This is a genomic window from Microbacterium sp. NPDC089321 (genome assembly GCF_040684935.1).
Classification (GTDB): Bacteria; Actinomycetota; Actinomycetes; order Actinomycetales; family Microbacteriaceae; genus Microbacterium.
In genome coordinates, this window is record NZ_JBFBGX010000002.1 from 52,200 (window position 1) to 76,500 (window position 24,301).

Sequence of the window (24,301 nt, forward strand, 5' to 3'; positions counted from 1 at the left end):
GCACGTGACGCACATCAGCTCCCCGATCTCGGCGGATGCATCCACGACCGGCCGCGCGGGCGCCGACGTCCTGCGGCGCAACGCCGTGACGGTCACCGGGGCGGACGACGCGCCTGTGATGGTCTTCGGACATGGCTACGGCACCGATCAGACGACGTGGCGGGCGGTCGCCGACCGCTTCGCCGATGGTCATCGGGTCGTGCTGTTCGACTACGTCGGGTCTGGCCGGTCGGACATCTCGGCGTACGACGCCCGGCGATACGACTCGCTCGAGGGGTATGCCGATGATCTCATCGAGGTCATCGATGCGGTCGGAGCACGAGACGTGGTGTTCGTGGGGCACTCGGTCAGCGGCATGATCGGCGCCCTGGCGTCCATCCGTCGACCCGATCTGTTCTCGCAGCTGATCATGATCTGCCCCTCGCCGCGGTATGTGAACGACGGCGACTACATCGGCGGCTTCGACCGTGAGGACGTGCTCGACCTGCTCGCGGCGATCGAGACCAACCAGCCCGGCTGGGCGGCGTCGCTGGCACCCGCGGTGACCGCTCGTGACGACCTTCCCGAGGTCGCCGAGCGCGTGCGCGATCTCTTCGCCACCACGGCTCATGAAGTGGCGACGCACTTCGCACGCGTGGTGTTCCTCAGCGACGTGCGGCACAGGCTCGGTGAGATCTCGGTGCCCACCACGGTCGTCCAGTCGGTGGGGGACATCATCTGCCCGCCGCACATCGGCGAGTACCTCAGCCGGCGCATCGCGCGGTGCACGCTCGTGCGCCTCGACTCCGCCGGTCACTTCGTGCACCTGACCGAGCCTGGTCTGGTCGCGGAGCAGATCAGCCGGGCGCTGTGAGCGGGGTCCGGCTGGACGGTTCCCTCGATCTGCTGGAGCACACGCCGGTCGCGGTGTTCGTGCTGGGCGTCGACGGCACGATCCTCTCCCACAACACGGGCATGCAGGTATGGCTGGGCGCCGCCGGGGCGCCGGGTGACAGCGGGCTGCGCGGACGCAACATCGTGGAGTGGCTCACTGCGCCCTCACGCATGCTGTACGAGACCCAGGTGATGCCGAGGCTGCTCGAGACGGGACGTCTGCGCGAGGTGATGCTCGAGATCCGCGATGAGACGGGCACGCGCCGAGCGGCGCTCGTGGGTGCCGAGCTGCGCCACGACCGAGAAGGCCGGCCCGTCGCGTACGTGGCCGCGGTGGAGACCACCGCGCGAGCCGCGTTCGAGCGGGAGCTGGTGGCGGCGCGGCGCGAGGCCGAGCTCGCCCATCGCCGGCTGGTGCTTCTGCAGGACGCCACCAGCGCGCTCGCCGTGGCGAACGGGCTCGCCGATCTGGGAGAGACGCTCGTGACCGCGGCGGCGAGGGCCACCGCTGCCCCATGGACGGCCGTCAGGATCGTGGACAGCTCGGAGGGCGCGGATGCCGCGGTTCGCCAGTGGGGCGAGTCGCCCGCGGGAGTGGTGCTCGACGGACGGCCGGCGGCATCCGACCAGCAGCTCGTCTGCCGTGATGCCGCTGAGATCGCCGCCCTGATCCCGGGCGACGCCGACGCTCTGCGGGCGGCCGGCATCGAGGCCATGGTGACCACCCCGATCGTCCGCAGGACGGGGGAGCGCACCGTCATCCTCGGAGAGATCCACTGCTGGTTCCGTCGTGCCCGCTCGCTCGAGGCCGATGAGCTCGAGAGCCTGCGCGCCCTCGCCGCCCAGGCCGAGCGGGTGGTCGACCACCTGAGGCTGAGCGATCAGCTGCAGCATCACGCCCTGCATGACGGTCTGACCGGGCTTCCGAACCGCGTGCTGTTCGCAGAGCGCCTGCAGCGCATCCTGCGCGGCGCCGAAGAAGCCGGCCAGCCGTGCTCGGTGCTCTTCCTCGACCTCGACGGCTTCAAGGCCATCAACGACCGGCTCGGGCACGGCGTCGGAGACGAGGTGCTGCGCATCGTGGCGTCTCGCCTGCAGAGCGTCTGCCGCATGGGTGACACGGTGGCCAGGCTCGGCGGCGACGAGTTCCTCATCGCCACGAGCGGGATGGACGAGGCCTCGACCGAGCAGTTCGCCGAGCGGGTGAGGAGTGCCGTGCGCGAGCCGCTCGACGGCGCCGCCGCAGGGTCGCCCCTCTCGGCGAGCGTGGGCGCTGTGCACCTGCGACCGGCGCCCGGGTCGATCACCCCTTCAGCCGACGAGGTCGTCGCGGCCGCTGATGCCGCGATGTACCGCGCCAAGCGAGCAGGCAAAGACGCTGTGCAGGTGACCGTCTTCGAGCGCTGAGCCCGCCGCCCGCGGGCGGACGAGTGCCTGCGGCGCGCCCGTCACACCAGAAGCTGATGCCGGGCGAGGTCGCGGTACAGGGGAGTCGACTCGATGAGCTCGGCGTGCGTGCCCTGGCCGACGACCATCCCGCCCTCGAGCACGACGATCAGGTCGCTGTCGACGACGGTCGACAGGCGGTGGGCGATGACCACGAGCGTCCGGTCGGCGGCCGCGGCGTCGATGGCCTCGCGCATGCGCTGCTCGTTGACCCCGTCGAGCGACGAGGTCGACTCGTCGAGCAGCAGGATCGGCGCCTCGGTCAGCAGAGCGCGCGCGATCGCGAGCCGCTGACGCTCGCCGCCCGAGAGCATCACGCCGTCCTCGCCGACGGGGGCGCCCAGCCCCAGAGGGCTGCGCTCGAGCACATCGCCGAGGTTGACCGAGCGCAGCACGCGCTCGCAGTCGGCGTCAGTGGCATCCGGCGCCGCCAGCCGCAGGTTCTCGCCCAGGGTGCCGGCGAGCGTCGGAGCATCCTGCTCGACGTAGCCGAACTGGGCCCGCAGCTGCTCGCGCGGATACGTGCGCACGTCGTGACCGGCGAGGCGGATCGATCCACCCGTGGGGTCGTAGAAGCGCTCGATGAGCGAGAGGATCGTGCTCTTTCCCGCACCGCTCGGGCCGACCAGCGCCACCCGAGCGCCACGCGGGACGGCGAACGAGACGCCCTTCAGCACGTCGCGGTCGACCTCCGCATGGCTGCCATCGGCCGGACGCCCCAGGTGCGCATCGACCAGCAGGCTCTGGGCCTCGCGGGCGGCCGCCTCCCGGGCGGCGATCACCGCGTCGGGGTAGCGGAAGCGCACGTCGCGGAACTCGATCGCCGGGGCGCCGACGACGGCGGCGGCGGTCGCCTTCGCGTCCGGCTCGTCGCCCTGCGTCTCGGTCGGCAGATCGAGCACCTCCTGGATGCGGCCCAGAGCGCCCAGCGCCTGATTGACCGAGGTGATCGCGCCGAACGCCTGCCCGAGGGGCATCACGAGCATGAACAGGAACATCACGAAGGTCACGAGCGAAGCGATCGTGAGCGCACCCGACGCCACGCGGAAACCACCCACGCCCAGCACCACGAGCAGCGACAGCTGCAGCGCGATGCCCGCGACGGGAACGACCATCGACGAGATCTTGGCTATGCGCACGCCGAGGCCGTACGCCTCGCCGGCGATGCCCTCGACCGCCGCCGTCTCGCGCTCGGTGGCGCCGGACGCGCGCACCGTGCGGATCGACGAGATGCCGCGTTCGACCCCGGATGCCAGCTCTCCCACCTTCTGCTGCTGCGCGGCGGATGCGGTGCGGATCCGGCCGCTGAGCAGCACGACCACGACGACCGACGCCCCGATCACGAGCACGATGAGCAGCAGCAGAAGCGGGTCGATGACCAGCATGGCGATGAGCGCACCGACGAACAGGATCGCGCTGCCCACGGCATCCGCGAGCCCCTGGGTGAGCACCGCGTAGAGCAGCGTCGTGTCGGTGCCGACGCGCGAGACGAGGTCGCCCGTGCGACGTGCGTCGAACTCGCTGATGGGAAGGTGCAGGATGCGGGCGATGAGCTTGCGGCGACTGGAGTAGACGACCGCCGTGCCGGTGCGCTGCAGCAGATAGTGCTGGTAGCCCGAGATGATCGAGGCGAGGATCACGAAGCCGATCAGCAGCCAGACCAGGAGGCCGAGCCCGTCGCCCTTCTGCACACGGTCGATGACCTGCCCGACCAGCAGCGGCTGCACGAGCGAGGCCGCAGCGCCGATGACGCTGAGCACGGCGACGACGACGAGCACCTTCTTGTGCTCGAACAGGAAAGGGAGCAGCTGGCGGAACGTCGCGCGCGGGCCGTCAGGCTGCGCGCCGCGCCCGCGTCGGCGTGACGGCGCCGTGCGAGACATGAGGACCTTCTTCGGGGATGGGGACCGGTCCCATTCTGCGCCGCGCGGCTTATGCGTCACCTGTTGGCGGGCGGATGGCGACAGGATGGACGGATGCTGACTCCCGCCAAGCTCCAGCGCGGCGACCATGTCGCCGTCCTCTCACCCGCGTTCGCCGCTCCCGCCGCAGGCCCCGAGGTGCACGATCAGGCCATGCGGCGCCTGCAGGAGGCGACCGGCCTGACGCCGGTCGAGTACCCGACGACCCGGCAGCTCGACGCGAGCCCCGAAGCGCGGGCGGCCGACGTGAACGCGGCGCTCGCCGATCCGGGCATCCGGGCGATCCTCGCCACCATCGGCGGCAGCGACCAGATCCTCGTCACTCCTCACCTCGACGCGGCGCTCGCCGCAGCGGATCCCAAGCCGTTCCTCGGCTACAGCGACAACACCAACATCCTGAACTGGCTGTGGCGCAACGGCGTCGAGGGCTTCTACGGCGGATCCACGCAGGTGCATCTCGGCGCCGGCCCCGCGGTCGACGACGTGCACCTGCGCTCGCTGCGCGCCGCGCTGCTCGACGGCGGCGAGGTCGAGATCACCGAGCCGGGGGAGTCGGAGGACTACGGCCGGCACTGGGACGACCCTGCCGCCCTGACCGAGCACGGCGACCGGGAGCCGACCGAGCAGTGGACGTGGGCTGGTCCGTCTGCCACGGTCACGGCGCGCACCTGGGGCGGCTGCCTCGAGGTCGTGAACCAGCTCGCGCTCGCCGACCGGATGCCGTCGAACGATGAGCTCGCCGGCACGATCCTGCTGCTCGAGACCAGCGAGCGGCTCACCCCGCCGCATCGCGTGGCCGAGCAGCTTCGCGCCTACGGCGAGCGGGGCCTGCTGGCCGCGGTGGCCGGGGTGCTGTTCGCACGCCCCGCGGTGAGTTCCTTCGACGTGCTTCCGACGGCGGCCGAGAAGGCCGCGCTGCGCGCCGCCCAGCGCGATGTCGTGCTCGAGACGGTCAGCCGGTACAACCCGGATGCCGTGGTGTGCGTCGGCGTGCCCTTCGGGCACACGCGTCCGCAGTGGATCCTGCCCTACGGCGGCGAGCTGACGCTCGACGGCGCGGAGCGGAAGGTCACCGCCAGGTTCTGACCGCTCGGATGCGCTCCGTAGGATGAAGCCCATGCCCGCGAGGAAGTGGATCCTGTTCGACATCGGCGGCGTTCTCGAGATCGTCGACGACGACGCCTGGCAGGACCAGTGGTGGTCGCGATGGTGTGCCCGCACAGGGCTGGAGCGGCCCGACTTCGACGCGCGCGTCGAGGGAGCCGACCTGCCCCCGATCGACGTCGCAGCCGGGCACGAGGCCGTCTTCTGGCAGCGTCTCGCAGCGGCGCTGGATCTCGAACCGCACGACAGCGACGCGATGCGGGCTGACTTCTGGGACGCCTACTGCGGCACGGCGAACACCGAGCTGATCGAGTACGCCCGGTCGCTGACGCCTCATGCCGGCGTCGCGATCCTCTCCAACTCCGCAGACGGCGCGCGCGAGGAGGAAGAGCGACGCTTCGGCTTCTCGAGCATCTTCGACCCGATCTGCTACAGCCACGAGCAGGGCGTGAACAAGCCCGACCCCCGCGCGTACCGCGAGGCGCTGCGCAGGATGGGCGCCGAGCCCGCCGACGTCTTCTTCGTGGACGACAGGCAGATGTCCATCGACGGGGCGGCGGCCGTGGGCATCCGGGGCGTCCTGCATCGCGAGAACGCCTCGACGATCGCGGCCGTCGAGGCGTTCCTGTTCGAGTGACCGCCCGGTCACCGATGCTCGGCGTCAGGGCTGGGCAGCGACTCCGAGATCCGCCTCGTAGTCGTGGTCCTTGGTCTCGGGAGAGAGCCAGAGGGCGATGAAGGTGAGCACGGCCATCGCCGAGAGGTACACGCCGACGAGCCACGGTGAGCCGTCACCGATTCGCCAGAGCTCGACGGCGATCAGCGGAGCGACCGCGGCCCCGAGGATCGACGACACGTTGTAGGCGATCGCCGATCCCGAGTAGCGCACATTGGTGGGGAACAGCTCGGGCAGCAGAGCGCCCATCGGGCCGAACGTGGCGCCCATCAGCAAGAAGCCGAGGATCAGGAAGCCCTGCACGACAGCCGTGGTCAGAGCCGGGTCGCCCTGCGGAGCCAGGAAGAGCCCGAAGGTGAGGCCGAAGGCGATGATCGCCCCGGTCACCCACAGCAGCAGCTTGCGTCGCCCGATGCGGTCGGCCCACGGGCCCGACAGCAGCGTGAAGATGCCGAAGAACACGACGCCGACGATCTGCATGATCACGAACTGGGTGTAGCCGAATCCGAGGCCGGGGTAGAACTGCGCGGCGAAGGCGGTCGGGTCGAACGGCTTTCCTGCGGCCTCCGCAGCCTTCTGCGCTGCGGCCGACGCCAGCTCGAGCGATGCGGGCTTGGTGCCGTACGCGAGCGTGAAGTTCGTCATCAGGTAGAACAGCACATACGTGGCCAGCATGATGAACGTGCCGAGGATCAGCTGCTTCCAGTGGTGACGGAAGACCGTCGCGAGGGGAAGCTTGCGGATGCGGCCCGTGTCGGCGGCCCGGGTGAACGTCTCGGACTCGACGAGCTTGAGGCGAACCCAGAGGCCGATGATCACCATGACGGCCGAGAAGAGGAACGGCACACGCCACCCCCAGCTGAGGAAGGCCTCGGACTTCAGCGTGGGGTCGGACTCGTGGGGGAGCAGGGCGTTGATGCCGAGGAAGATGCCGTTGGCGATGATGAAGCCGAGCGGGGCGCCCAGCTGCGGGAAGGAGCCGTACCAGGCGCGCTTGCCGGCCGGGGCGTTCTCGGTCGCGACCAGGGCCGCACCCGACCACTCGCCGCCGAGGGCGAAGCCCTGAGCGAGTCGCAGCACGAGCAGCAGCAGAGCAGCCCACCAGTTGATCTGCTGGAACGTCGGAAGCAGTCCGATCAGGAACGTCGCGATGCCCATCGTGAGCAGTGAGGCGACCAGGGTGGCCTTGCGGCCGAACTTGTCGCCGAAATGCCCGAAGACGACGGCGCCGATGGGGCGCGCGATCATCGCCGCGCCGAACACGCCGAACGACGCGAGAAGGGAGGTGGTGTCGTTCCCCGTGGGGAAGAAGAGCACGGGGAAGACGAGCACCGCCGCCGTCGCGTAGACGTAGAAGTCGTAGAACTCGATCGTCGTGCCGACGAGGCTGGCCAGGATCACCCGCGAGCGCGGGTTGGCCGGGGCGGTGGTCGTTGTCATGTGCTGCTCCTCCGGTGAGCGTTCGTCAGAACCTCCCGGAGTCTAGTTGCTCACGCAGCCCAGCACGGACGGCGCGTCACCAGATGACGGCGATGCCCGCGTTCACCAGTGTCAGAAGGCCGATTCCCCAGAACAGCGCGGGGGGCACGTGGCCGCTCTTGCGCTGACGGGCGTGGCCGATGCCGAGGAAGGCGCCGATGATCAGCAGCACGACGAGCTTGGTGCCGATCTTCGCGTAGTTCATCTCGGCGCCGTCGGGCAGACCCCACGGAGCCGCGAGTGCGAGTCCGGCGACTGCGGCGATCGAGATGCCGATGTGCATGAGACGCGTGATCTCGCGCTTGCCGCCGAAGGCCTGCACGGCCCAGGCTCCGAACAGCACGGCGAAGCCGATGAGGTGCACGAGAAGGACGATGTGGCGCAGGGTCTCCATGAGCCCAGGCTAGCCGGTCGGCCGCATGCGGCGCGAAGGCTCGGCCCCTGCTCGGCGGATGCGTCAGCCGCGGAGCGCGCGGACGACCTGAGCCGTGCGCAGGGCCGCGTCGGCTGCCTCGGCGCCCTTGTCCTCCTTCGAGCCCTCGAGGCCCGCACGGTCGAGTCCCTGCTTCTCGTCGTCGAGGGTCAGCACGCCGAAGCCGACGGGCTTGCCGGCATCCAGCGCCACCCTGCTCAGTCCGTCGGTCGTCGCGGCCGACACGTACTCGAAGTGCGGGGTGCCGCCGCGGATGATCACGCCGAGTGCGACCACGGCATCCGCTCCTCCGGCGAATGCCGCCTGAGCCGCGACCGCGAGCTCGAAAGAGCCCGGCACGCGCACCAGTGTGTGCGCCGCGCCTGCCTCGTCGAGCACGCGCTGCGCGCCGGCGATCAGGCCGTTCGAGATATCCTCGTGCCACGTGCCGGCGATGACGACGACGCGCAGCCCGCTGCCGTCGATCGGGGTGGTCGGGGTGGGGGCTCCGGCGCCGCTCATGCGTTGTCCTTTCCGAGGGCGTCGGCGAGTTCCGCCGCGCCGATGATGTGACCCATGCGGTCGCGCTTGGTCTCGAGGTACTGGTGGTTGTTCGGGCCCACGCCGACGATCAGGGGCACCTGCTCCACCACGTCGAGGCCGAGGGCGCGCAGCTTCTCGACCTTGTCGGTGTTGTTCGTGAGCAGGCGCACCTTCGAGATGCCGAGATCGGTGAGGATCCCCGCGGCCGCCGCATACTCGCGGGCGTCGGCGGGCAGGCCGAGGGCGAGGTTGGCGTCGACGGTGTCGAGACCCTCCTCTTGCAGGGCGTAAGCACGCAGCTTGTTGATCAGCCCGATGCCTCGCCCCTCATGGCCGCGCATGTAGATGACCACGCCGCCCTCCTGATCGATGCGCTCGAGGGCTGCCTGCAGCTGCGGGCCGCACTCGCACTTCTGCGAGCCGAACGCCTCGCCCGTGAGGCACTCCGAGTGCACGCGCACCAGCGCGGTCTCGCCCGGCGTGCCCGAGACGACGGCGATGTGATCGGTGCCGCTGATGCGGTCCTTGTAGGCGAGGAAGCGGAAGGTGCCGTGGTCGGTGGGCACATTGGCGTCGGCGCGCAGGCTCACCCGGCGCCCGGTGCGCTGCGCGAGGCAGTCGGCCTCGTCGCGAGGGTCGACCTCGTTCAGGTGCGCGATCAGCTGCTCGATGGTGATGACGGGCACACCCTCTCGGGCCCCGAGCTCCATGAGCGCCGGCAGGCGCATCATGCTTCCGTCGTCGGCGACGACCTCGGCGATCGCGCCGACGGGCTGCAGGCCGGCGAGGCGCATCAGCTCGACGGCGGCCTCGGTGTGACCGCCGCGCTCGCGCACGCCGCCGTCGACGGCGCGCAGCGGCAGGATGTGCCCGGGCCGGATGAGGCTCGTGGGGGTGGACGCCGGGTTCGCCAGCACATTGAGGGTCAGCGCGCGGTCGTGGGCGCTGATGCCGGTGGTGACGCCTTCGGCAGCGTCGACGCTCACCGTGTACGCGGTGGTGCGCGCATCCTCGTTCGTCTCGACCATCGGCGGCAGGTTCAGCTGGTCGGCGAGGTCGGCCGGCATCGGGGCGCAGATCAGCCCTGACGTCCAGCGCACCATCCAGGCCATCGTCTCGGCCGTGGCGAGCTCGGCGGAGATGATGATGTCGCCCTCGTTCTCGCGGTTCTCATCGTCGGCGACGATGATCGGCTTGCCGGCGCGCAGCGCGTCGAGGGCGTCGGAGAGAGGGGAAAGGCTCATCGCGAGCCTCCTTCCGTGAGGGAGCGGAACGCGAGCAGGCGCTCCACATGACGGGCCAGGATGTCGGTCTCGAGGTTCACCACGTCGCCGGGTTCGAGCTCGCCGAGGATGGTCGCCTCGAGCGTCTCGGGGATGAGCGACACCTCGAACCAGTGCTCGTCCGGCGTGCCGATGGCGGGGCTGACGGCGCTGACCGTGAGCGAGGTGCCCGCGACGCTGATCGAGCCCTTGTCGACGACGAGAGGGGCGAGGTCTGCGGGCAGGCTGATGCGCAGCACTCGCCACTGCTCACCGGGCCGCACCTCGAGCACGGTGCCGACCCCGTCGACATGCCCCTGCACGATGTGCCCGCCCAGGCGCGCGCCGACCGGCATCGCTTTCTCGATGTTCACACGCGACCCGACCTCGACGGCGCCGAGTGCCGAGACGTCGAGGGTCTGCTTCATGACGTCGGCATCGAAGGTGGTCTCGGTCGAGCCGACCACGGTGAGGCACACGCCGCTGACGGCGATGGACTCGCCGTGCACGGCATCCGCCGCGGCTCGGGGCGCGTGCACCGTGAGCCGCCATCCGTCGCCCGATGCCGAGATGCCGGCGATCTCGCCGATCTCCTCGATGATTCCGGTGAACATCAGCTTCCTTCCTTCCCTGCGACGGCATCCGCCGCAGGACGTGCGATGGCCAGCAGGTCCGAGCCCAGCGGCATCCACCGCTCGACCTGAAGGCGTCGGGCGTCGCCGATCGAGGCGACGCCGATGTCGGTGAGGGCGAGGCGGTCGCCGCCGAGCAGCACCGGCGCGATGTACGCCAGCACGGTGTCGGCGAAGCCCGCCGCGATGAACGCGCTCGCGAGCGTCGGCCCGCCCTCGATGAAGACGCGCTGCACGCCTCGCTCGCCGAGGTCCGCGAGAACGGCGGCGAGGTCGTGGGTGCCGTAGAAGAGGGGAGTGCGAGGATGCCTGTGCACCGCAGCGCCGGCGGGGGTCGCGCGCGACCCGATCACGACGGGGATCGGCTGACGCTCGAGCAGAGACCGTCCGTCGCGGGCGGTGAGAGCGGGGTCGTCGGCCAGCACCGTGCCGGTGCCGACGACGATCGCATCGGCCTGCGCGCGCCGTCGGTGCACGTCGGCACGCGCCTCGGGCCCGGTGATCCACTGGCTGGAGCCGTCGGATGCCGCGGCGCGGCCGTCGAGGCTCTGCGCCCACTTCACGGTGACGTGAGGGCGGCCCAGCCGCTGCACGGTCAGCCATCCGTCGATGAGGTCGCGCGAGGCATCCGCCTGCTCACCCGGCACGACGTCGACTCCGGCTCTGCGGAGGCGGTCCGCCCCGCCGCTGGAGGCATCGCCCGGGTCGTCGAGCGCGTAGACGACGCGGCTGACGCCGGCATCGATCAGCGCCTGGGCGCACGGACCCGTGCGCCCGGTGTGGTTGCACGGCTCGAGAGTGACGACCGCGGTCGCCCCGGCGGCCTGGCCCGGGGCGAGCTTCGACAGCGCATCGACCTCGGCATGCGGGGTGCCCGCGCCGCGGTGCCAGCCCTCGGCGAGCACATCCCCGGCGGGGGAGAGGATGACGGCGCCGACCTGCGGGTTCAGCCCCCGAGGACCGTTCGCGGCGAGTTCGAGGGCGCGACGCATGGCCTCGCGTTCGGCCTCGGTCACTGCCATCGGTCATCCTTCTCTGGGTTCCCGGGGTCTGCAGCGCGCACGTACGCCACGTGCTGCCTCTCTTCCGGACTAGCGAGCGGATGCTCGCATCACCGTCGGTTCCGGATTTCCACCGGATCGGCGCCTGTCGCCAGGCGTTCGCGGACTGTCACCGCCGGTTCGGATTCACACCGACCCCGGAGCACGTTGATGCTCAGAGTCTAGTCAACGCGGCCGAGCGGATTTCATTCCAGAGCGGGCATCACCGCAGATCTCGGCGATCGCGTGAAGCGACCGCTCGCGGATCGCGCGATGAGCTCACGAGATCCGCGAGCGGGGTTCATTTGCCGATCCCCTCCGACAGCCCCTTGATGAAGTAGCGCTGGCTGGCGAAGAACAGCACGATGACGGGCAGGGCCGCGACCACCATGCCGGCGAAGACCACGGGGTAGTCCGTGCCGTGCTTGCTCATGAGGCTCGTCAGGCCGACAGGCAGCGTCTGCACCGTCGTCCCGCTCGTGAACACCATCGCGAAGAGATACTCGTTCCACGCGAACAGCACGTGCAGGATGATCGTGGAGATGATGATCGGCTTGCACATCGGCAGGGTGATCCGCCAGAACGTCGTCCAGCGGCTTGCGCCGTCCATCTCCGCAGCCTCATCGACCTCGCGCGGCAGGTCGATCATGTACGCCCGGATGAGGAAGGTCGTGAACGGGATCCGGAACGCCGTGTACAGGATCAGCAGCGCCCAGAACGTGTTGTACAGCCCCATCGCCTGGAACATCCGCACGAGAGGGACGAGCGCCACGGCAGGGGCGAGCATGAGCCCGCCGAGGATGACACCCGATACGACGCGTCCGAACGGCATCCGCACGCGGGTCAGCCCGTACGCGGCCCAGGCGCTGATGAACACCGTCGCGATCGTGGAGGTGACCGTGACCAGCACGCTCGCGGTGAGGTAGTCGCTCACTCCGCGATTCCATGCGTCGGCGTAGTTGTGCCAGTTCAGCTGCAGCGGCAGGGCGAACGGGTCGCCGAACAGCTCGGCGTTGGTCTTGAAGCCGTTCAGGACCATCCACAGCAGCGGATAGACGACGACCACGGCGAGAGCGAGAAGGAACGACCAGGCGAAGAGGCGTCCTACGGCGGTCAGGAATCCGATACGTGCCATCAGAACTCCACCCTTCTGCGTCGCGTGTACCAGAGTTGGCCGAGGGCGATCAGGAGCGTGACCACGAAGATCACCGTGGCGATGGCGGCCGCGTACCCGAAGTCGTTGTGCACGAATCCGCTGCGGTAGAGCCAGGTCGCGAGCACCTGCGTCGAGTTGTTGGGGCCTCCGCTGGTCATGACCATGACCTCGTTGAACACCTGGAAGGCTCCGGAGATCGTGACGATGATCATGAGGCCGCTCATCTCGCGGACCAGCGGGACCGTCACATGGAAGAAGCGCCGGATGGGTCCGATGCCGTCCAGAGACGCCGCTTCGTACAGTTCGGCGGGGATGCGCTGAATCGCCACGGCGAACAGCAGCGTCGAGTAGCCGAAGCCCTGCCACTGGCTCATGGCGATGATGGCGACCATCGCGGTGGACTCCTGCCCGAGCCACGGCTGGGCGAGGCCGCCGAGACCGAGCGTGCCGAGAAGATGGTTGAGCATGCCGAGCTTCGGCTCGTAGATGAAGTAGAAGAGCAGACCGGCGACGGTGAGCGAGATCGCGGAAGGCACGAAGTAGATGGCGCGGAGGGCTTTGCGCCACCGGATGCTGCGAAGGCCCTCGATCAGTGCGGCGAGCACGAGAGCCGCGCCCACCTGGAAGACGATCGAGAGCAGCGAATAGAGGACGTTGTTGCGCAGGGCGGACCAGAACACCGGGTCGCCGAAGAGCTTCTCGTAGTTCTCGAGTCCGACGAATTCGGATGCACCGGAGTAGATGTCCCACTTCTGCACGGAGAATGCGAAGTTCTGCGCGAGCGGCAGGTACACGAACACGACGAGCACGATCAGCGCGGGAAGCACCCACGCGAGGCCGGCGATCCTGCCGAGGCCACGGGCTCTGCGGCCGATGCGAGGGCGGGAGCCTGCGGTGGTGATCACCTCCGTGACGGTCGGGGGCAGGCCGAAGCCCGCCCCCGACCGGACGTCACTTGGCGCCGTCGTTCGCGGCCCGGACACTGTCCAGCACCTCCTCGGGGGTGGCGCTGCCGCTGATGAGAGCTTCGCCGCCGGCGAGCCAGGCATCGGCGACCTCGGGCACCGTGACGGTGTCCAGCCATGCGACCAGCTGCGACGCCTGGTTGACGCGGTCGATGCCCTCGTACACGGCCTTGCTCGAGTTCTGCTCTGTGACGGCGCCCACGACGGTGCTGGGCTGACCGTACGGCAGCGATGACAGCGTCGCCGCGTGCTCCGGCTCGGTCACGAACTTCATGAAGTCGGCGGCGAGGGCCGCGCGAGGCGACTTGGCGTTGATGAGGTAGCCCTCGGGGGCCCCTTCGATCGCTTCCGGATCGCCGTCCGCGTCGTCTGGCACGGGGAGCGGGAAGATGCCGAAGTCGTCGGTGGTGAGCGTCGCGCCCTCGGCGGTCACGGTGTCGAACTCGAGGACCTCCTGGTAGTACATCGCTGCACGGCCGCCCGCGAGCGCCTCCTGCGCGGTCGTGTAGAGCACGCCGTTGGTGCCCTTTCCGCTGTCGGTGCAGTCGTTCACCAGCGTGTGGAACTGCGTCAGCGACGCCTCGTACCCGGGGTGGTCCCAGGTGGCGGTCTCGGGGTCGAAGTCCGCATGCAGGGTGTCGCCGGGCACGTTGTAGGCGAACAGCTGCTGCAGGTAGTGCAGAGCCGGCCAGCCGTCCTTGTTCCCGAATGCGATCGGCTCGTAGCCTGCAGCTCGCAGGGGCGCGCACGTCTCGATGAGCTCGTCGAAGGTGGTGGGCACCTCGACGCCGGCGTCCGCGAACGCGTTCTTGTTGTAGCCCATGAACTTGCCGTTGTTGTAGAGCGGGATGCCGTAGTACTTGCCGTCCGACTCGAAGGCGGAGAGCGATGCCTCGCCGAACCGGTCGCCCCACTCGGTGCCGGGAGCGATGAGCTCGGTGAGATCCGCCGCGAGACCGCCGCTGATGAAGTTCTCGGCCCAGTCGCCCGTCCACGTGAAGTAGATGTCGGGAAGGGCCTGTGAAGCCGTGAGGGTCTTGGTCTTGTCCTTGATCGACTGATCCGTCTCCTGGATGAGCTCGACGTCGACATCAGGATGCTTCTTCTCGTAGTCGGCGGCGAGATCCTCGAAGTAGTCCTCGAGTGGCGCCCCGCCGAATTTGGTGAGGACGGTGAGCGTGCCCTCGTGGACCGGGTCTGCGGCGACATCGGCCGGGGGAGCGGCAGCGGGGCCGCCGGCGCAGCCGGCGAGGACGAGTGCGGACGCCGTGGCGACGGCGGCGATCGAAACGGAGCGGGTCGGGCGCATTTCTGCCTCTCTGGATGAGCGGATGTCGTCCCGCGGCGTGGCGGGCACCGATCCGTCGTTGGAACTTCGGTGCGTGCTTGTCGTGCGAGTGTAGCGAAATTGTGACACCGGTACCAGCATTGATTTCTGATCGCACGATGCAGACTGGTTGCCTGGCGAATATTGCGGGAGTTGTTGACGATTCCGTCGCGGCTGTGCCAGCATGATCGCAATCTGACACCGGTACCACAAACCCCAAGGGCGCCCATCGCCCGAGAGAGGATCGACCATGCTCGGCTTCGACGAGACCGCCTTCCGGACGCAGACCGCCTCTGCGGTCGCGCTCCGCCCGCAGATCGAGGAGCTGGTCGATCAGCTCCTCGCCCAGGGCATCGACAATGTGCTGCTCGTCGGTGCCGGCGGCACCTACAGCCAGATGTGGCCGTACGAGCTGTTCGCCCGCGAGCGCTCGACGCTTCCCGTCCGTGCGGCGATCGCCGCCGAACTCGTCGTGGCGGGTGACGCCCTGCTCGGCGAGCGCACCGCTGCCGTCTTCACCTCGGTCACGGGGACCACCGAAGACGTGGTGCGCGCGATCGAGTATGTGAAGCAGTTCGGTGCGACGACGATCTCCTTCACGGGACAGGCGGGGTCGCCGATCGCGACGGGCGTCGACCACGCCCTCGTCTCGGAGCCGAAGACCTGGCCCTTCGACATGCAGCTGCTGCTTCTGATCGGCCGGCTCCTCGAGCGGCGCGGAGAGTTCGACGGCTACACGTCGCTCGCCGATGAGCTCGTGAACCTCCCCGACGCCCTCGTCGCCGCAGCCGAGCAGGCTGAGCCGCAGGCCGCAGCCTTCGCAGAGGCGCACAAGGACACGGATTACTACTTCCTCATCGGCGGAGGGCCGCTCTGGTCGTTCACCTACCTCTACTCGATGTGCATTCTCGAGGAGATGCAGTGGCTGCGCACGACCCGCGTGCACAGCGCGGAGTTCTTCCACGGTTCTCTGGAGCTTCTCGAGGAGGACACGTCGGTCATCATCTTCCAGGGTGAGGATCGCACGCGGCCGCTCACCGATCGGGCGGAGGCCTTCGCCAAGCGCATCTCGAAGGACGTCTCGGTGTTCGACACCCGCGACTACGCGCTGGAGGGATTCAGCCCCGAGAATCGGGCGCTCATCGCCCCCATCGTGCTCGACACCGTGATGGGCCGGGTGAGCAAGCACCTCGAGCGCGTGCGCGAGCACTCGCTCGATCTGCGCCGCTACTACCGAGTCATGGACTACTGATCGGGGTGACGAAGTCGGAGGGTGACGAGGAGATGCGGGTACTGGGCTTCGGCGACAACATCGTCGACCGCTTCATCGACCGCGGGGTCGACTACCCCGGCGGCAACGCGGTCAATGTCGCCGTGTACGCGCATCGCCTCGGAGCCCATGCCGAGTACCTCGGGGTGTTCGGCAGCGATGATCTGGCCGGATTCCTCCGCGGCGCGATCGAGGCGGCGGGCGTGCCGACGGGCCGTTCGGTCGTGCGCGAGGGAGAGTCGGGTGTGTCGTCGCTGCAGGTCGTCGACGGCGACCGTGTGTTCCTCGGCTGGAACGGCGGTGGGGTCACCGTGCGCCAGCCGATCGACCTCGCCGACGGGCGGGAGCAGTACGCGGCCGGCTTCGACGTCGTGCATTCGAGCGTGTACTCGGGTACCGAGTCGCAGCTGCCCTCGCTGCGCACGCACGACGTGCTGGTGAGCTTCGACCTCTCCAGCGAGGCCGAGTTCCGCGCCCCGGCCTACGTCGATCGCGTCGCGCCCTTCACCGATCTGCTGCTGATCTCCTGCTCGGGTCTCGACGACGCGGAGGCCTACGCCGTGCTCGACGATGCGATCCGGCGGGGTGCGCGCCTGGCTGTCGCCACCCGGGGCACCGACGATGCGCTCGCGACGGACGGGCGGGTGCGCTGCTCCGCGCCGGCGAAGCTCCTCGACGACCGTGCCATCGTGGACACGATGGGCTGCGGCGACGCGTTCCTCGCCGGGTTCCTCGTGACGCTGCACAGGGGTGGGTGGCGACGCCACCTCGCTCCCTCGCGATCCGATCTGCGCGCCGCGCTGGAAGCGGGAGCTGAGGCCGCCCGCGATCAGTGTCTCGTCGAAGGCGCTTTCGGCGGGGGGCGACCGAGCGGCGAGCCCGTCGCGGCTAACATGTGGTGAACCTGTGACGCGGAAGGGGGCGAGGGCGATGGCCTCGGAGCGCTCCGTTCCCCCCACTCTCTCCGAGGTCGCCGAGGCCGCCGGCGTCAGCCGGTCCGCGGCCGCGCGGACACTGGGCGGCTACGGCTACGTGAGCCCGGAGGTCCGCGAACGCGTCCTCGAGGCCGCTGAGCGGATCGGCTATCGTGCCAACGCACTCGCGCGCAGCATGTCGACGGGTGTGACCCAGACGCTCGGCGTGATCGTCGCCGACATCGCCAACCCGTTCTTCGGCGGCGTCGTGCGCGGCATCTCCGACGCGTCCAGGGCGCGTGGCTTCGACACCATCGTGCTCAGCACCCACGAGGATCTCGATGAGGAGATCGCCGCAGTCAACGTGCTGATCGACAAGCGGGTCGACGGGATCGTGCTGGCGTCCGCTGCCCTCTCGTCGGCCTCGGCCGGACACATCGAGCAGGCCAGGGCGCACGGCGTCCCGGTGGTGCTCGTCGACCGCGCCGTTCCCGGGCTGGATCTGGCCTCGGTCGTGATCGACAACAGGGCCGCCGCACGAGAGGCCGTCGAGCGGCTGCTCGAGGCCGGCCACCGGCGGATCGGATTCGTCTGGGGCCCCCCGGTCGCCGAGCGGCCTCGGCGACGGCGCGAGCTCATCGACGAGGCCGCGCGGAATCTGTGGACCGACGGGGAGCGGCTGCAGGGCTACCTCGATGCCCTCGACGACGCCGGGATCGCGTTCGACGCCGACCTCGTGACGGTCGGCCCTAAGGTCGAGCAGCACGCGCAGGAGGAAGTGGAGCGGATGCTGTCGCTCGACGAGCCTCCGACAGCCCTGTTCTGCACCGAGAACGATGCCGTGACCGGCGCCCTGCGGGCTCTGCGCTCCCTGAGACTGCGGATCGGCGCCGATGTATCGCTGATCGGCTTCGACGACAGCTCCTGGGCGGCCGTCATGGAGCCCCCGCTGACCATGATCGAGCAGCCGACGCTCGCGCTCGGGTCGAAGGCGGCTGACGTGCTCTTCGCTGCGATCGACGGCGAGCAGAGCGCGACGGGTCTGCACACGCTGCAGACCCGGTTCATCGAGCGCGCGTCGGTGCTCGCCCCGCCCGAGCGCTGACGCTCACTTCAGCAGGCGTGAGAGCCTGCGGTCGGCGAGCACCTTGCCCCCGGTCTGGCAGGTGGGGCAGTACTCGAGCGACCTGTCGGCGAAGAACACGCTCCGCACCGTGTCGCCGCACACCGGGCACGCCTCTCCGCGGCGGGCGTGCACCTGCATCCCGCGGCGTTTGGCATCCTTGAGATCCGCGGGGGGCTTGCCTGCCGCCTCGTCGATCGCCTCGCGAAGAGTGCGCTGCATGGCGTCGTAGAGTCGGTTGATCTCGGCATCGTCGAGATTCGCCGCAGGGGCATACGGCGACATCTTCGCGGCGTGCAGGATCTCGTCGCTGTACGCATTGCCGATGCCCGCGATGAGTCCCTGGTCGCGCAGCAGTCCTTTGATCTGAGTGCGGCGTCCGGCCAGCAGCGCCGCGAACGCGTCGCGGGTGAAGCCGGCGTCGAGCGGATCGGGGCCGAGTCTGGCGATCCCCGGCACATCGTCCGGGTCGCGCACGACGTACACGGCGAGCGACTTCTTGGTGCCGGCCTCGGTGAGATCGAAGCCGCTGCCGTCGTCGAGCGCCACGCGCATCGCGATCGGGCTGCGTCCGGGCTTGATGAGCGTGGTCGGCAGCTCGTCGTACCAGCGCAGCCAGCCGGCTTTCGCCAGGTGGAAGACGAGGTGAAGGTCATCTCCGAGGGACAGGTCGATGAACTTGCCGCGTCGCGAGGCCGCCGCGATCCGGGCATCCTGAAGCGCCGTGACCGGGGGATCGAACGTCTTCAGAGCGGCGATCGCCGCGACGCTCACGCGCGTGATGGTTCGCCCCGCCGCCCGCGCGGCGAGGAAGTCGACCAGTCCCTGTACCTCAGGCATCTCGGGCATGCCGACATCCTGTCACGGGTCGGGGACGTCAGGGCCGATGCCGGAGATCTCGGACGATCCGGTGCGCCGACGGCGTGTCAGACAGCGGCGCGCCGCGCGACGGGCATCCGGTCCGAGATCCCCGACCGGATGCCGGATGCCGGATGCCGGGGCGCCCCGCTCAGAGCACCGGCCACTCCACCGGCGTGCGGTCATCGGTCGCGAGCAGGCCCGCGATCCAGCCGTCGTCGCGGCCGCGTGCCCCCGTGAGGGCCTGCCGCAGCATCCCTTCGTACCTGAACCCCAGCGACCGCGCTGTGCGGGCGGAGGGGATGTTGCCCACCACGGCGCGCCAGCCGAGTCTGGCGAGCTTCAGCTCGTCGAACGCGTAGTCCACGACGGCGCGTGCAGCCTCTCCCATCACTCCCTGGCCGCGCAGCTCGGCGACTCCCCAGAAGCCGATCTCGGCGTCGCCGCCGTGCGGGTGGTCGGTGATCCGGTGCAGGCCGATCATCCCGGCGAGCACGTCGTCCTTGCGGATGGCCCACACGGTCTCGACGCCGTCGGCCCACCACTTCGTCACCAGCTCGACGAAGTCGACGGCGTCCTGGCGGGTGTACGGGCTCGGAACGGTCGTCCACCGCGGCACCTCCGGATCCTGGCATGCGGCCGTGATCGCGTCGATGTCCGCTTCGGTCGGGATGCTGAGCACGAGCCTCTCGGTGTGCAGGACGACAGGTTGCATCGCACCAGCGTAGTGAGCGGGTCGGTAGGCTGGTGCAGCGGCCGTTCGCTCTGGCAGCAGAGGAGGACGAGCCGTGACCGTGCAGCGCTCATCGCCGAGAGGCGTCGTGGCCTCGCTGGTGGCATCCGCGATGTTCGGCGCGATCTTCTACATCGCCGCTCAGCTGCAGTCGTCGGCCGAGGTGGTCTACGCCTGGCGAGTGGTCGTGACCCTCGCTCTGTATGCGCTCGCGCTGCTCCACCCGGGCGCCCGCCGAGGCGTGGTGATCATCTGGCGCCGGCTGCGTGCGCGGTGGTGGATGCCGCTGCTCGCCCTGCTGCTCGCCTCGATCATCGGGATGCAGCTGTGGCTGTTCATGTGGGCGCCGATGCACGGCCATGGTCTCGACGCGGGGCTCGGCTATCTGCTGCTTCCCATCAGCCTGGTGCTGAGCGGGCGGTTCCTCATGCGGGCTCACGTGAGCTCGATGCAGTGGGTGGTGGTCACGCTCGCCGTGATCGCCGTGGCGATCAAGATCGTCGCGACACCGCAGCTGTCATGGGTGACCTGGGCGATCTGCCTCCCGTACGCCGTGTACTTCGTCCTGCGTCAGCGTTTCGGGCTCGACGAGCCGATGGCATTCGGCTTCGAGCTGACGGCCATGATGCCGCTCGCCGCCTGGTTCCTGCTCTCGGCCGGCTCAGGCCCGCAGTCCGCCGGCGAGCTCACGGGTCTGCTGGCCGTGGGGGTGATCGGCGGGATCGCCATGGTGCTCTATCTCGCCGCCTCGAATCTGCTCTCGATGCCCGTGTTCGGCCTGCTCAGCTACGCCGAGCCCGTGCTGCTGGTCGTGGTCGCAGTGCTGCTCGGAGAGCGGATGCAGGGTGCCGACCTGCTCGTGTACGGCATCCTCGCCGTCGCGCTGGCCCTGCTCGCGTTCGAGGGGTTCCGTGCGGGGCGCCGTCGTCGCTGAGCCCCGCGGTGCGCCGAGCGCTCACCGCCTCATCGCTGTGCTCTCGCTCGCTGCGCGAGCCCTATGTCGGTGGCCGGTGAGTAGACTTCTCCGGTGACTGTCCCAGGGATTCTGCGCGCCTTGGAAGAGGCGAACCTCTACCGCGACGCCCTCACCTGGGCGCAGACCGATGCCGAGATCTCGGCCGTCGACGGCCTCGACGCCCCGATCATCGCCGGGCTGCTGCGCAAGCGCGCATCGGCGGGGCGTCCGGCATCCGCTCTCGTCGTCACTCCGACGGGCCGACGCGCGGAGTCGGTCGCGGCCGCCCTCGGCGCCTACCTCGACGACGCCGAGATCCTCACGTTCCCCGCGTGGGAGACGCTGCCGCACGAGCGGCTGAGCCCCAGTCCCGACACGGTCGGCAAGCGCCTCGACACCCTGCGTCGCATCGTGACCTGGACGGGCGAGAAGCCGCTCGTCGTGGTCGCATCCGTGCGGGCGGCTCTGCAGCCCCTCGCCGCGAACCTCGGCGACGCCGCCCCTCTCGAACTGCGGATCGGCGGGCGCGGCATCGAGCTCGAAGAGGCCGTGGAGCAGCTGGTCGAGCGCGCGTACTCCCGCGTCGACATGGTCTCGCGCCGCGGCGAGTTCGCCGTGCGCGGCGGCATCCTCGATGTCTTCCCGCCGACGGCGGATCACCCGCTGCGCGTGGAGTTCTTCGGCGACGAGGTCGACCAGATCCGCGCGTTCTCGGTCGCCGACCAGCGCTCGCTGCCCGGAGACGTCGAGTCGGTGTCGCTCGCCGCGAGCCGCGAGCTGCTGCTGACGGCCGAGGTGCGCGAACGCGCCGGCGAGCTGATCGCCCGCTTCCCCGCGATGTCGGCGATGCTCGAGAAGATGTCGCAGGGCATCCCGGTCGAGGGCATGGAGTCGCTGCTCCCGGCGGTGGCGGGTCCGCTCGTGACGCTCGTCGAGTACCTGCCCGAGGGATCGGCCACCGCGGTCGTCGATCCCGAGCGCGCCAGCACCCGCGCGCAGAACCTCGGTGAGACGAACCGGGAGTTCCTCGACGCGGCGTGGAGCGCCGCCACCTCGGGAGCATCGGCTCCCATCGACCTCGGTGCCGGGGACTTCATCACCCTCGGTCGCATGCGCGAGATCGTGCACGAGCGCGACGGCGTCTGGTGGCGCGTCACCCCCTTCGCGGTCGACGACGACGCGGCCGAGAACCTCGACGCCTCGATCATCCCGTCGTTCCACGGCAACGTCGACGGCGCCATCGCGTTCGTCGAGGCGCGCCTCGGCGATGGCTGGCGGGTGGTGGTCATCTCGTCGGGCCAGGGCCTGGTCGAGCGAGCGCGCGACGTGCTCAGCGATCGCGGCCTCGCCGCGCGCATCGTCGAGAACCTGGCCGACGAGCCCGAGGGCGGAGTGGCGACGCTGGTCGCCGGATCCGTCGAGTCGGGCTTCCAGGTGCCGGATGCCCGGATCGCCGTGCTCACCGACAACGAGTTCTACGGTCGCACGATCGGCGGCGACCAGCGGATGGTCAAGAAGCTCGCCTCGCGTCGCCGCAACGTGGTCGACCCGCTGCAGCTGAAGCAGGGCGACTTCGTCGTGCACTCCACCCATGGCATCGGCCGCTTCGTCGAGATGACCAAGCGCGAGGTGTCGTCGGGTGGGCGCAACGCCGTCAAGACCACACGCGAGTACCTCGTGCTCGAGTACGCGCCGTCGAAGCGCGGCTACCCGGGTGACAAGCTCTTCGTGCCCACCGATCAGCTCGACATGCTCTCGAAGTACGTCGGCGGTGAGGCGCCGACCCTGTCGAAGATGGGCGGCAGCGACTGGGCCGCCGCCAAGGGCAAGGCGCGCCGGGCCGTGCGCGACATCGCCGTCGAGCTCGTCAAGCTGTACTCGGCTCGGATGAGCTCGAAGGGCCACGCCTTCGGACCCGACACGCCCTGGCAGCGCGAGCTGGAAGAGGCGTTCCCCTTCGCCGAGACCCACGACCAGCTGCAGACCATCGAAGAGATCAAGGCCGACATGGAGCGGCCCATCCCCATGGACCGCCTGCTGTCGGGTGACGTCGGCTTCGGCAAGACCGAGGTCGCCGTGCGGGCCGCGTTCAAGGCGATCCAGGAGGGCAAGCAGGTCGCGATGCTCGTGCCGACGACCCTGCTCGTCAAGCAGCACCTCGAGACCTTCACCGAGAGGTTCGCCGGATTCCCCGTGAAGGTGCGCCCGCTCTCGCGGTTCCAGACCGACAAAGAGGCGCGTCTCACCCTGCAGGGTCTCGTCGATGGCTCGGTCGACATGGTCATCGGCACCCACCGCATCCTCACCGATCAGGTGATCTTCAAGGACCTCGGGCTGATGATCATCGACGAGGAGCAGCGCTTCGGCGTCGAGCACAAGGACGCGCTGAAGAAGATGAAGACGAACGTCGACATCCTCGCCATGAGCGCCACGCCCATCCCGCGCACCCTCGAGATGGCGGTGACGGGCATCCGCGAGATGTCGACCCTGCAGACGCCGCCGGAGGACAGGCATCCGATCCTCTCGTTCGTCGGTCCGCGCAGCGACAAGCAGATCGCCGCGGCGATCCGCCGCGAGATCCTGCGTGAGGGTCAGGTGTTCTTCGTGCACAACCGCGTGCAGTCGATCCAGCGCGTCGCGTCCGAGCTCGCCGAGCTCGTGCCGGAGGCGCGCATCGCTGTCGCGCACGGCAAGATGGGCGAGCACCAGCTCGAGCAGGTCGTCGACGACTTCTGGGAGCGCAAGTACGACGTGCTCGTCTCGACCACCATCATCGAGACGGGCCTCGACATCTCGAACGCCAACACGATCATCATCGATCGGGCCGACAAGTACGGGCTCTCGCAGCTGCACCAGCTGCGCGGACGCGTCGGTCGAGGTCGCGAGCGCGCATACGCGTACTTCCTCTACGACGACATGAAGCCGCTGAGCGAGACCGCCGCCGACCGCCTGCAGACCATCGCCGTGAACAACGACCTCGGCTCGGGCATGCAGGTCGCTCTGAAAGACCTCGAGCTGCGCGGAGCCGGCAACCTGCTCGGGGCGGAGCAGGCGGGTCACATCGCGGGCGTCGGCTTCGACCTGTACCTGCGCATGATCGGCGAGGCGGTGGCGACGTTCCGCGGCGAAGACACCAGCAGCGAGGTCGAGCTGCGGCTGGAGCTGCCGGTGGACGCCCGCATCCCCGAGCACTACATCGACAGCGAGCGGCTGCGCCTCGAGGCGTATCAGAAGCTGTCGTCGGCGGCCACGGCATCCGCAGCCGACGACGCGATCGATCTCGTCGTCGAAGAGCTCGTCGATCGCTACGGTGCCTTCCCCGACGAGGTGACCACGCTGGTGAAGGTGGCGCGCCTGCGTCGCCGGGCGGCGCGGGCCGGCCTCTCCGACGTCGTCGCCATGGGCTCGAACCTGCGCATCGCGCCTGCGCGCTTCGAGGATTCGATGAAGGTGCGCCTGCAGCGGCTGTACCCGAAGGCGAAGCTCGTCGGTGGGGGAGAGGCGCTGGTCGTGCCGATGCCGGTCGACTCCGACCTGATCGAGTGGGTAGGGCAGCTGTTCACGGCGATGTTCCCCGAGCCGGCGAAGGCGGAGGCCGTCGGCGTCTGATC

The 24,301-nt window shown here is 69.5% G+C and carries 21 protein-coding genes; 9 read left to right on the forward strand and 12 right to left on the reverse strand.

Annotated features, from left to right (window positions below):
- Nucleotides 1-4 precede the first annotated feature (4 nt).
- Both AB0N59_RS08260 and AB0N59_RS08265 read left to right on the forward strand, forming a co-directional pair.
- On the forward strand, nucleotides 5-853 hold the full coding sequence (locus tag AB0N59_RS08260) for an alpha/beta hydrolase (protein WP_363481412.1): 849 nt from the start codon (nucleotides 5-7) through the stop codon (nucleotides 851-853).
- Nucleotides 850-2,280: a diguanylate cyclase gene (locus AB0N59_RS08265; RefSeq protein WP_363481415.1), complete on the forward strand. Its 1,431-nt coding sequence runs from the start codon at nucleotides 850-852 to the stop codon at nucleotides 2,278-2,280. The genes AB0N59_RS08260 and AB0N59_RS08265 overlap by 4 nt, the downstream gene beginning before the upstream one ends.
- 41 nt (nucleotides 2,281-2,321) lie before the next feature.
- Here the strand turns inward: AB0N59_RS08265 and AB0N59_RS08270 are convergent, their stop codons facing one another.
- Nucleotides 2,322-4,202 (reverse strand): ABC transporter ATP-binding protein, encoded by a 1,881-nt coding sequence (locus AB0N59_RS08270; protein WP_363481418.1) that lies wholly within the window; start codon nucleotides 4,200-4,202, stop codon nucleotides 2,322-2,324.
- A gap of 93 nt (nucleotides 4,203-4,295) precedes the next feature.
- Here AB0N59_RS08270 and AB0N59_RS08275 point away from each other — a divergent pair, with 93 nt between their 5' ends.
- Both AB0N59_RS08275 and AB0N59_RS08280 read left to right on the forward strand, forming a co-directional pair.
- On the forward strand, nucleotides 4,296-5,327 hold the full coding sequence (locus AB0N59_RS08275) for an LD-carboxypeptidase (protein WP_363481421.1): 1,032 nt from the start codon (nucleotides 4,296-4,298) through the stop codon (nucleotides 5,325-5,327).
- A gap of 31 nt (nucleotides 5,328-5,358) precedes the next feature.
- Complete coding sequence (locus tag AB0N59_RS08280) at nucleotides 5,359-5,982, forward strand: HAD family hydrolase (RefSeq protein WP_363481424.1); 624 nt, start codon at nucleotides 5,359-5,361, stop codon at nucleotides 5,980-5,982.
- A gap of 24 nt (nucleotides 5,983-6,006) precedes the next feature.
- Here the strand turns inward: AB0N59_RS08280 and AB0N59_RS08285 are convergent, their stop codons facing one another.
- The 9 genes from AB0N59_RS08285 to AB0N59_RS08325 all read right to left on the reverse strand — a co-directional run bounded on the left by AB0N59_RS08285 (nucleotide 6,007) and on the right by AB0N59_RS08325 (nucleotide 14,819).
- Nucleotides 6,007-7,461 (reverse strand): MFS transporter, encoded by a 1,455-nt coding sequence (locus AB0N59_RS08285; protein ID WP_363481427.1) that lies wholly within the window; start codon nucleotides 7,459-7,461, stop codon nucleotides 6,007-6,009.
- A 76-nt stretch (nucleotides 7,462-7,537) separates the two neighbouring features.
- Nucleotides 7,538-7,894 (reverse strand): Fe-S protein, encoded by a 357-nt coding sequence (locus AB0N59_RS08290; protein WP_363481429.1) that lies wholly within the window; start codon nucleotides 7,892-7,894, stop codon nucleotides 7,538-7,540.
- Between the two features lie 63 nt (nucleotides 7,895-7,957).
- The gene (ribH, locus tag AB0N59_RS08295; RefSeq protein ID WP_363481431.1) at nucleotides 7,958-8,434 is read right to left on the reverse strand and encodes a 6,7-dimethyl-8-ribityllumazine synthase; all 477 of its coding nucleotides are present in this window, start codon (nucleotides 8,432-8,434) and stop codon (nucleotides 7,958-7,960) included.
- Complete coding sequence (gene ribA, locus AB0N59_RS08300; protein WP_363481433.1) at nucleotides 8,431-9,699, reverse strand: GTP cyclohydrolase II; 1,269 nt, start codon at nucleotides 9,697-9,699, stop codon at nucleotides 8,431-8,433. Before ribA ends, ribH begins: the two co-directional genes overlap by 4 nt.
- Nucleotides 9,696-10,331 carry a riboflavin synthase gene (locus AB0N59_RS08305; protein ID WP_363481436.1) on the reverse strand — a complete coding sequence of 212 codons (636 nt, stop codon included), beginning with the start codon at nucleotides 10,329-10,331 and terminating at the stop codon, nucleotides 9,696-9,698. The genes ribA and AB0N59_RS08305 overlap by 4 nt, the downstream gene beginning before the upstream one ends.
- Entirely contained in the window at nucleotides 10,331-11,371 is a 1,041-nt protein-coding gene (gene ribD / locus AB0N59_RS08310) for a bifunctional diaminohydroxyphosphoribosylaminopyrimidine deaminase/5-amino-6-(5-phosphoribosylamino)uracil reductase RibD (RefSeq protein WP_363481439.1), read from the reverse strand. Before ribD ends, AB0N59_RS08305 begins: the two co-directional genes overlap by 1 nt.
- Nucleotides 11,372-11,690: 319 nt before the next feature.
- Nucleotides 11,691-12,524, reverse strand: a complete 834-nt coding sequence (locus AB0N59_RS08315) for a carbohydrate ABC transporter permease (RefSeq protein WP_363481442.1) — start codon at nucleotides 12,522-12,524, stop codon at nucleotides 11,691-11,693.
- Nucleotides 12,524-13,450, reverse strand: coding sequence for a sugar ABC transporter permease (locus AB0N59_RS08320; RefSeq protein WP_363481444.1), 927 nt, complete (start codon nucleotides 13,448-13,450; stop codon nucleotides 12,524-12,526). Before AB0N59_RS08320 ends, AB0N59_RS08315 begins: the two co-directional genes overlap by 1 nt.
- A gap of 46 nt (nucleotides 13,451-13,496) precedes the next feature.
- Nucleotides 13,497-14,819, reverse strand: a complete 1,323-nt coding sequence (locus AB0N59_RS08325) for an extracellular solute-binding protein (protein ID WP_363481447.1) — start codon at nucleotides 14,817-14,819, stop codon at nucleotides 13,497-13,499.
- A 268-nt stretch (nucleotides 14,820-15,087) separates the two neighbouring features.
- On the opposite strand from AB0N59_RS08325, the gene AB0N59_RS08330 reads away from it, so the two are divergent.
- The 3 genes from AB0N59_RS08330 to AB0N59_RS08340 are packed head-to-tail and all read left to right on the forward strand — an operon-like array spanning nucleotide 15,088 to nucleotide 18,126.
- Nucleotides 15,088-16,089 (forward strand): SIS domain-containing protein, encoded by a 1,002-nt coding sequence (locus tag AB0N59_RS08330; protein ID WP_363481450.1) that lies wholly within the window; start codon nucleotides 15,088-15,090, stop codon nucleotides 16,087-16,089.
- Nucleotides 16,090-16,094: 5 nt separating this feature from the next.
- Complete coding sequence (locus tag AB0N59_RS08335; protein WP_363481453.1) at nucleotides 16,095-17,009, forward strand: PfkB family carbohydrate kinase; 915 nt, start codon at nucleotides 16,095-16,097, stop codon at nucleotides 17,007-17,009.
- A 28-nt stretch (nucleotides 17,010-17,037) separates the two neighbouring features.
- On the forward strand, nucleotides 17,038-18,126 hold the full coding sequence (locus tag AB0N59_RS08340; RefSeq protein ID WP_363481456.1) for a LacI family DNA-binding transcriptional regulator: 1,089 nt from the start codon (nucleotides 17,038-17,040) through the stop codon (nucleotides 18,124-18,126).
- A gap of 3 nt (nucleotides 18,127-18,129) precedes the next feature.
- Here AB0N59_RS08340 and AB0N59_RS08345 read toward each other — a convergent pair whose 3' ends face one another.
- Entirely contained in the window at nucleotides 18,130-18,993 is an 864-nt protein-coding gene (locus tag AB0N59_RS08345) for a DNA-formamidopyrimidine glycosylase family protein (protein WP_363481459.1), read from the reverse strand.
- Nucleotides 18,994-19,153: 160 nt separating this feature from the next.
- A complete protein-coding gene (locus AB0N59_RS08350; protein WP_363481462.1) occupies nucleotides 19,154-19,717 on the reverse strand; it encodes a GNAT family protein in 564 nt (187 codons plus the stop codon).
- 73 nt (nucleotides 19,718-19,790) lie between these two features.
- Between AB0N59_RS08350 and rarD the strand changes: the two genes are divergently transcribed.
- Both rarD and mfd read left to right on the forward strand, forming a co-directional pair.
- On the forward strand, nucleotides 19,791-20,669 hold the full coding sequence (rarD, locus tag AB0N59_RS08355) for an EamA family transporter RarD (protein WP_363481465.1): 879 nt from the start codon (nucleotides 19,791-19,793) through the stop codon (nucleotides 20,667-20,669).
- 93 nt (nucleotides 20,670-20,762) lie between these two features.
- On the forward strand, nucleotides 20,763-24,299 hold the full coding sequence (mfd, locus tag AB0N59_RS08360) for a transcription-repair coupling factor (RefSeq protein ID WP_363481468.1): 3,537 nt from the start codon (nucleotides 20,763-20,765) through the stop codon (nucleotides 24,297-24,299).
- Nucleotides 24,300-24,301: the final 2 nt, after the last annotated feature.

What these genes read in the sequence shown, in the direction of transcription:
- AB0N59_RS08270 (WP_363481418.1), bottom strand. Translation starts at nt 4,202, where the DNA reads ATGTCTCGCACGGCGCCGTCACGCCGACGCGGGCGCGGCGCGCAGCCT.
- AB0N59_RS08275 (WP_363481421.1), top strand. Translation starts at nt 4,296, where the DNA reads ATGCTGACTCCCGCCAAGCTCCAGCGCGGCGACCATGTCGCCGTCCTC.
- AB0N59_RS08280 (WP_363481424.1), top strand. Translation starts at nt 5,359, where the DNA reads ATGCCCGCGAGGAAGTGGATCCTGTTCGACATCGGCGGCGTTCTCGAG.
- AB0N59_RS08285 (WP_363481427.1), bottom strand. Translation starts at nt 7,461, where the DNA reads ATGACAACGACCACCGCCCCGGCCAACCCGCGCTCGCGGGTGATCCTG.
- AB0N59_RS08290 (WP_363481429.1), bottom strand. Translation starts at nt 7,894, where the DNA reads ATGGAGACCCTGCGCCACATCGTCCTTCTCGTGCACCTCATCGGCTTC.
- ribH (WP_363481431.1), bottom strand. Translation starts at nt 8,434, where the DNA reads ATGAGCGGCGCCGGAGCCCCCACCCCGACCACCCCGATCGACGGCAGC.
- ribA (WP_363481433.1), bottom strand. Translation starts at nt 9,699, where the DNA reads ATGAGCCTTTCCCCTCTCTCCGACGCCCTCGACGCGCTGCGCGCCGGC.
- AB0N59_RS08305 (WP_363481436.1), bottom strand. Translation starts at nt 10,331, where the DNA reads ATGTTCACCGGAATCATCGAGGAGATCGGCGAGATCGCCGGCATCTCG.
- ribD (WP_363481439.1), bottom strand. Translation starts at nt 11,371, where the DNA reads ATGGCAGTGACCGAGGCCGAACGCGAGGCCATGCGTCGCGCCCTCGAA.
- AB0N59_RS08315 (WP_363481442.1), bottom strand. Translation starts at nt 12,524, where the DNA reads ATGGCACGTATCGGATTCCTGACCGCCGTAGGACGCCTCTTCGCCTGG.
- AB0N59_RS08325 (WP_363481447.1), bottom strand. Translation starts at nt 14,819, where the DNA reads ATGCGCCCGACCCGCTCCGTTTCGATCGCCGCCGTCGCCACGGCGTCC.
- AB0N59_RS08330 (WP_363481450.1), top strand. Translation starts at nt 15,088, where the DNA reads ATGCTCGGCTTCGACGAGACCGCCTTCCGGACGCAGACCGCCTCTGCG.
- AB0N59_RS08340 (WP_363481456.1), top strand. Translation starts at nt 17,038, where the DNA reads ATGGCCTCGGAGCGCTCCGTTCCCCCCACTCTCTCCGAGGTCGCCGAG.
- AB0N59_RS08345 (WP_363481459.1), bottom strand. Translation starts at nt 18,993, where the DNA reads ATGCCCGAGATGCCTGAGGTACAGGGACTGGTCGACTTCCTCGCCGCG.
- AB0N59_RS08350 (WP_363481462.1), bottom strand. Translation starts at nt 19,717, where the DNA reads ATGCAACCTGTCGTCCTGCACACCGAGAGGCTCGTGCTCAGCATCCCG.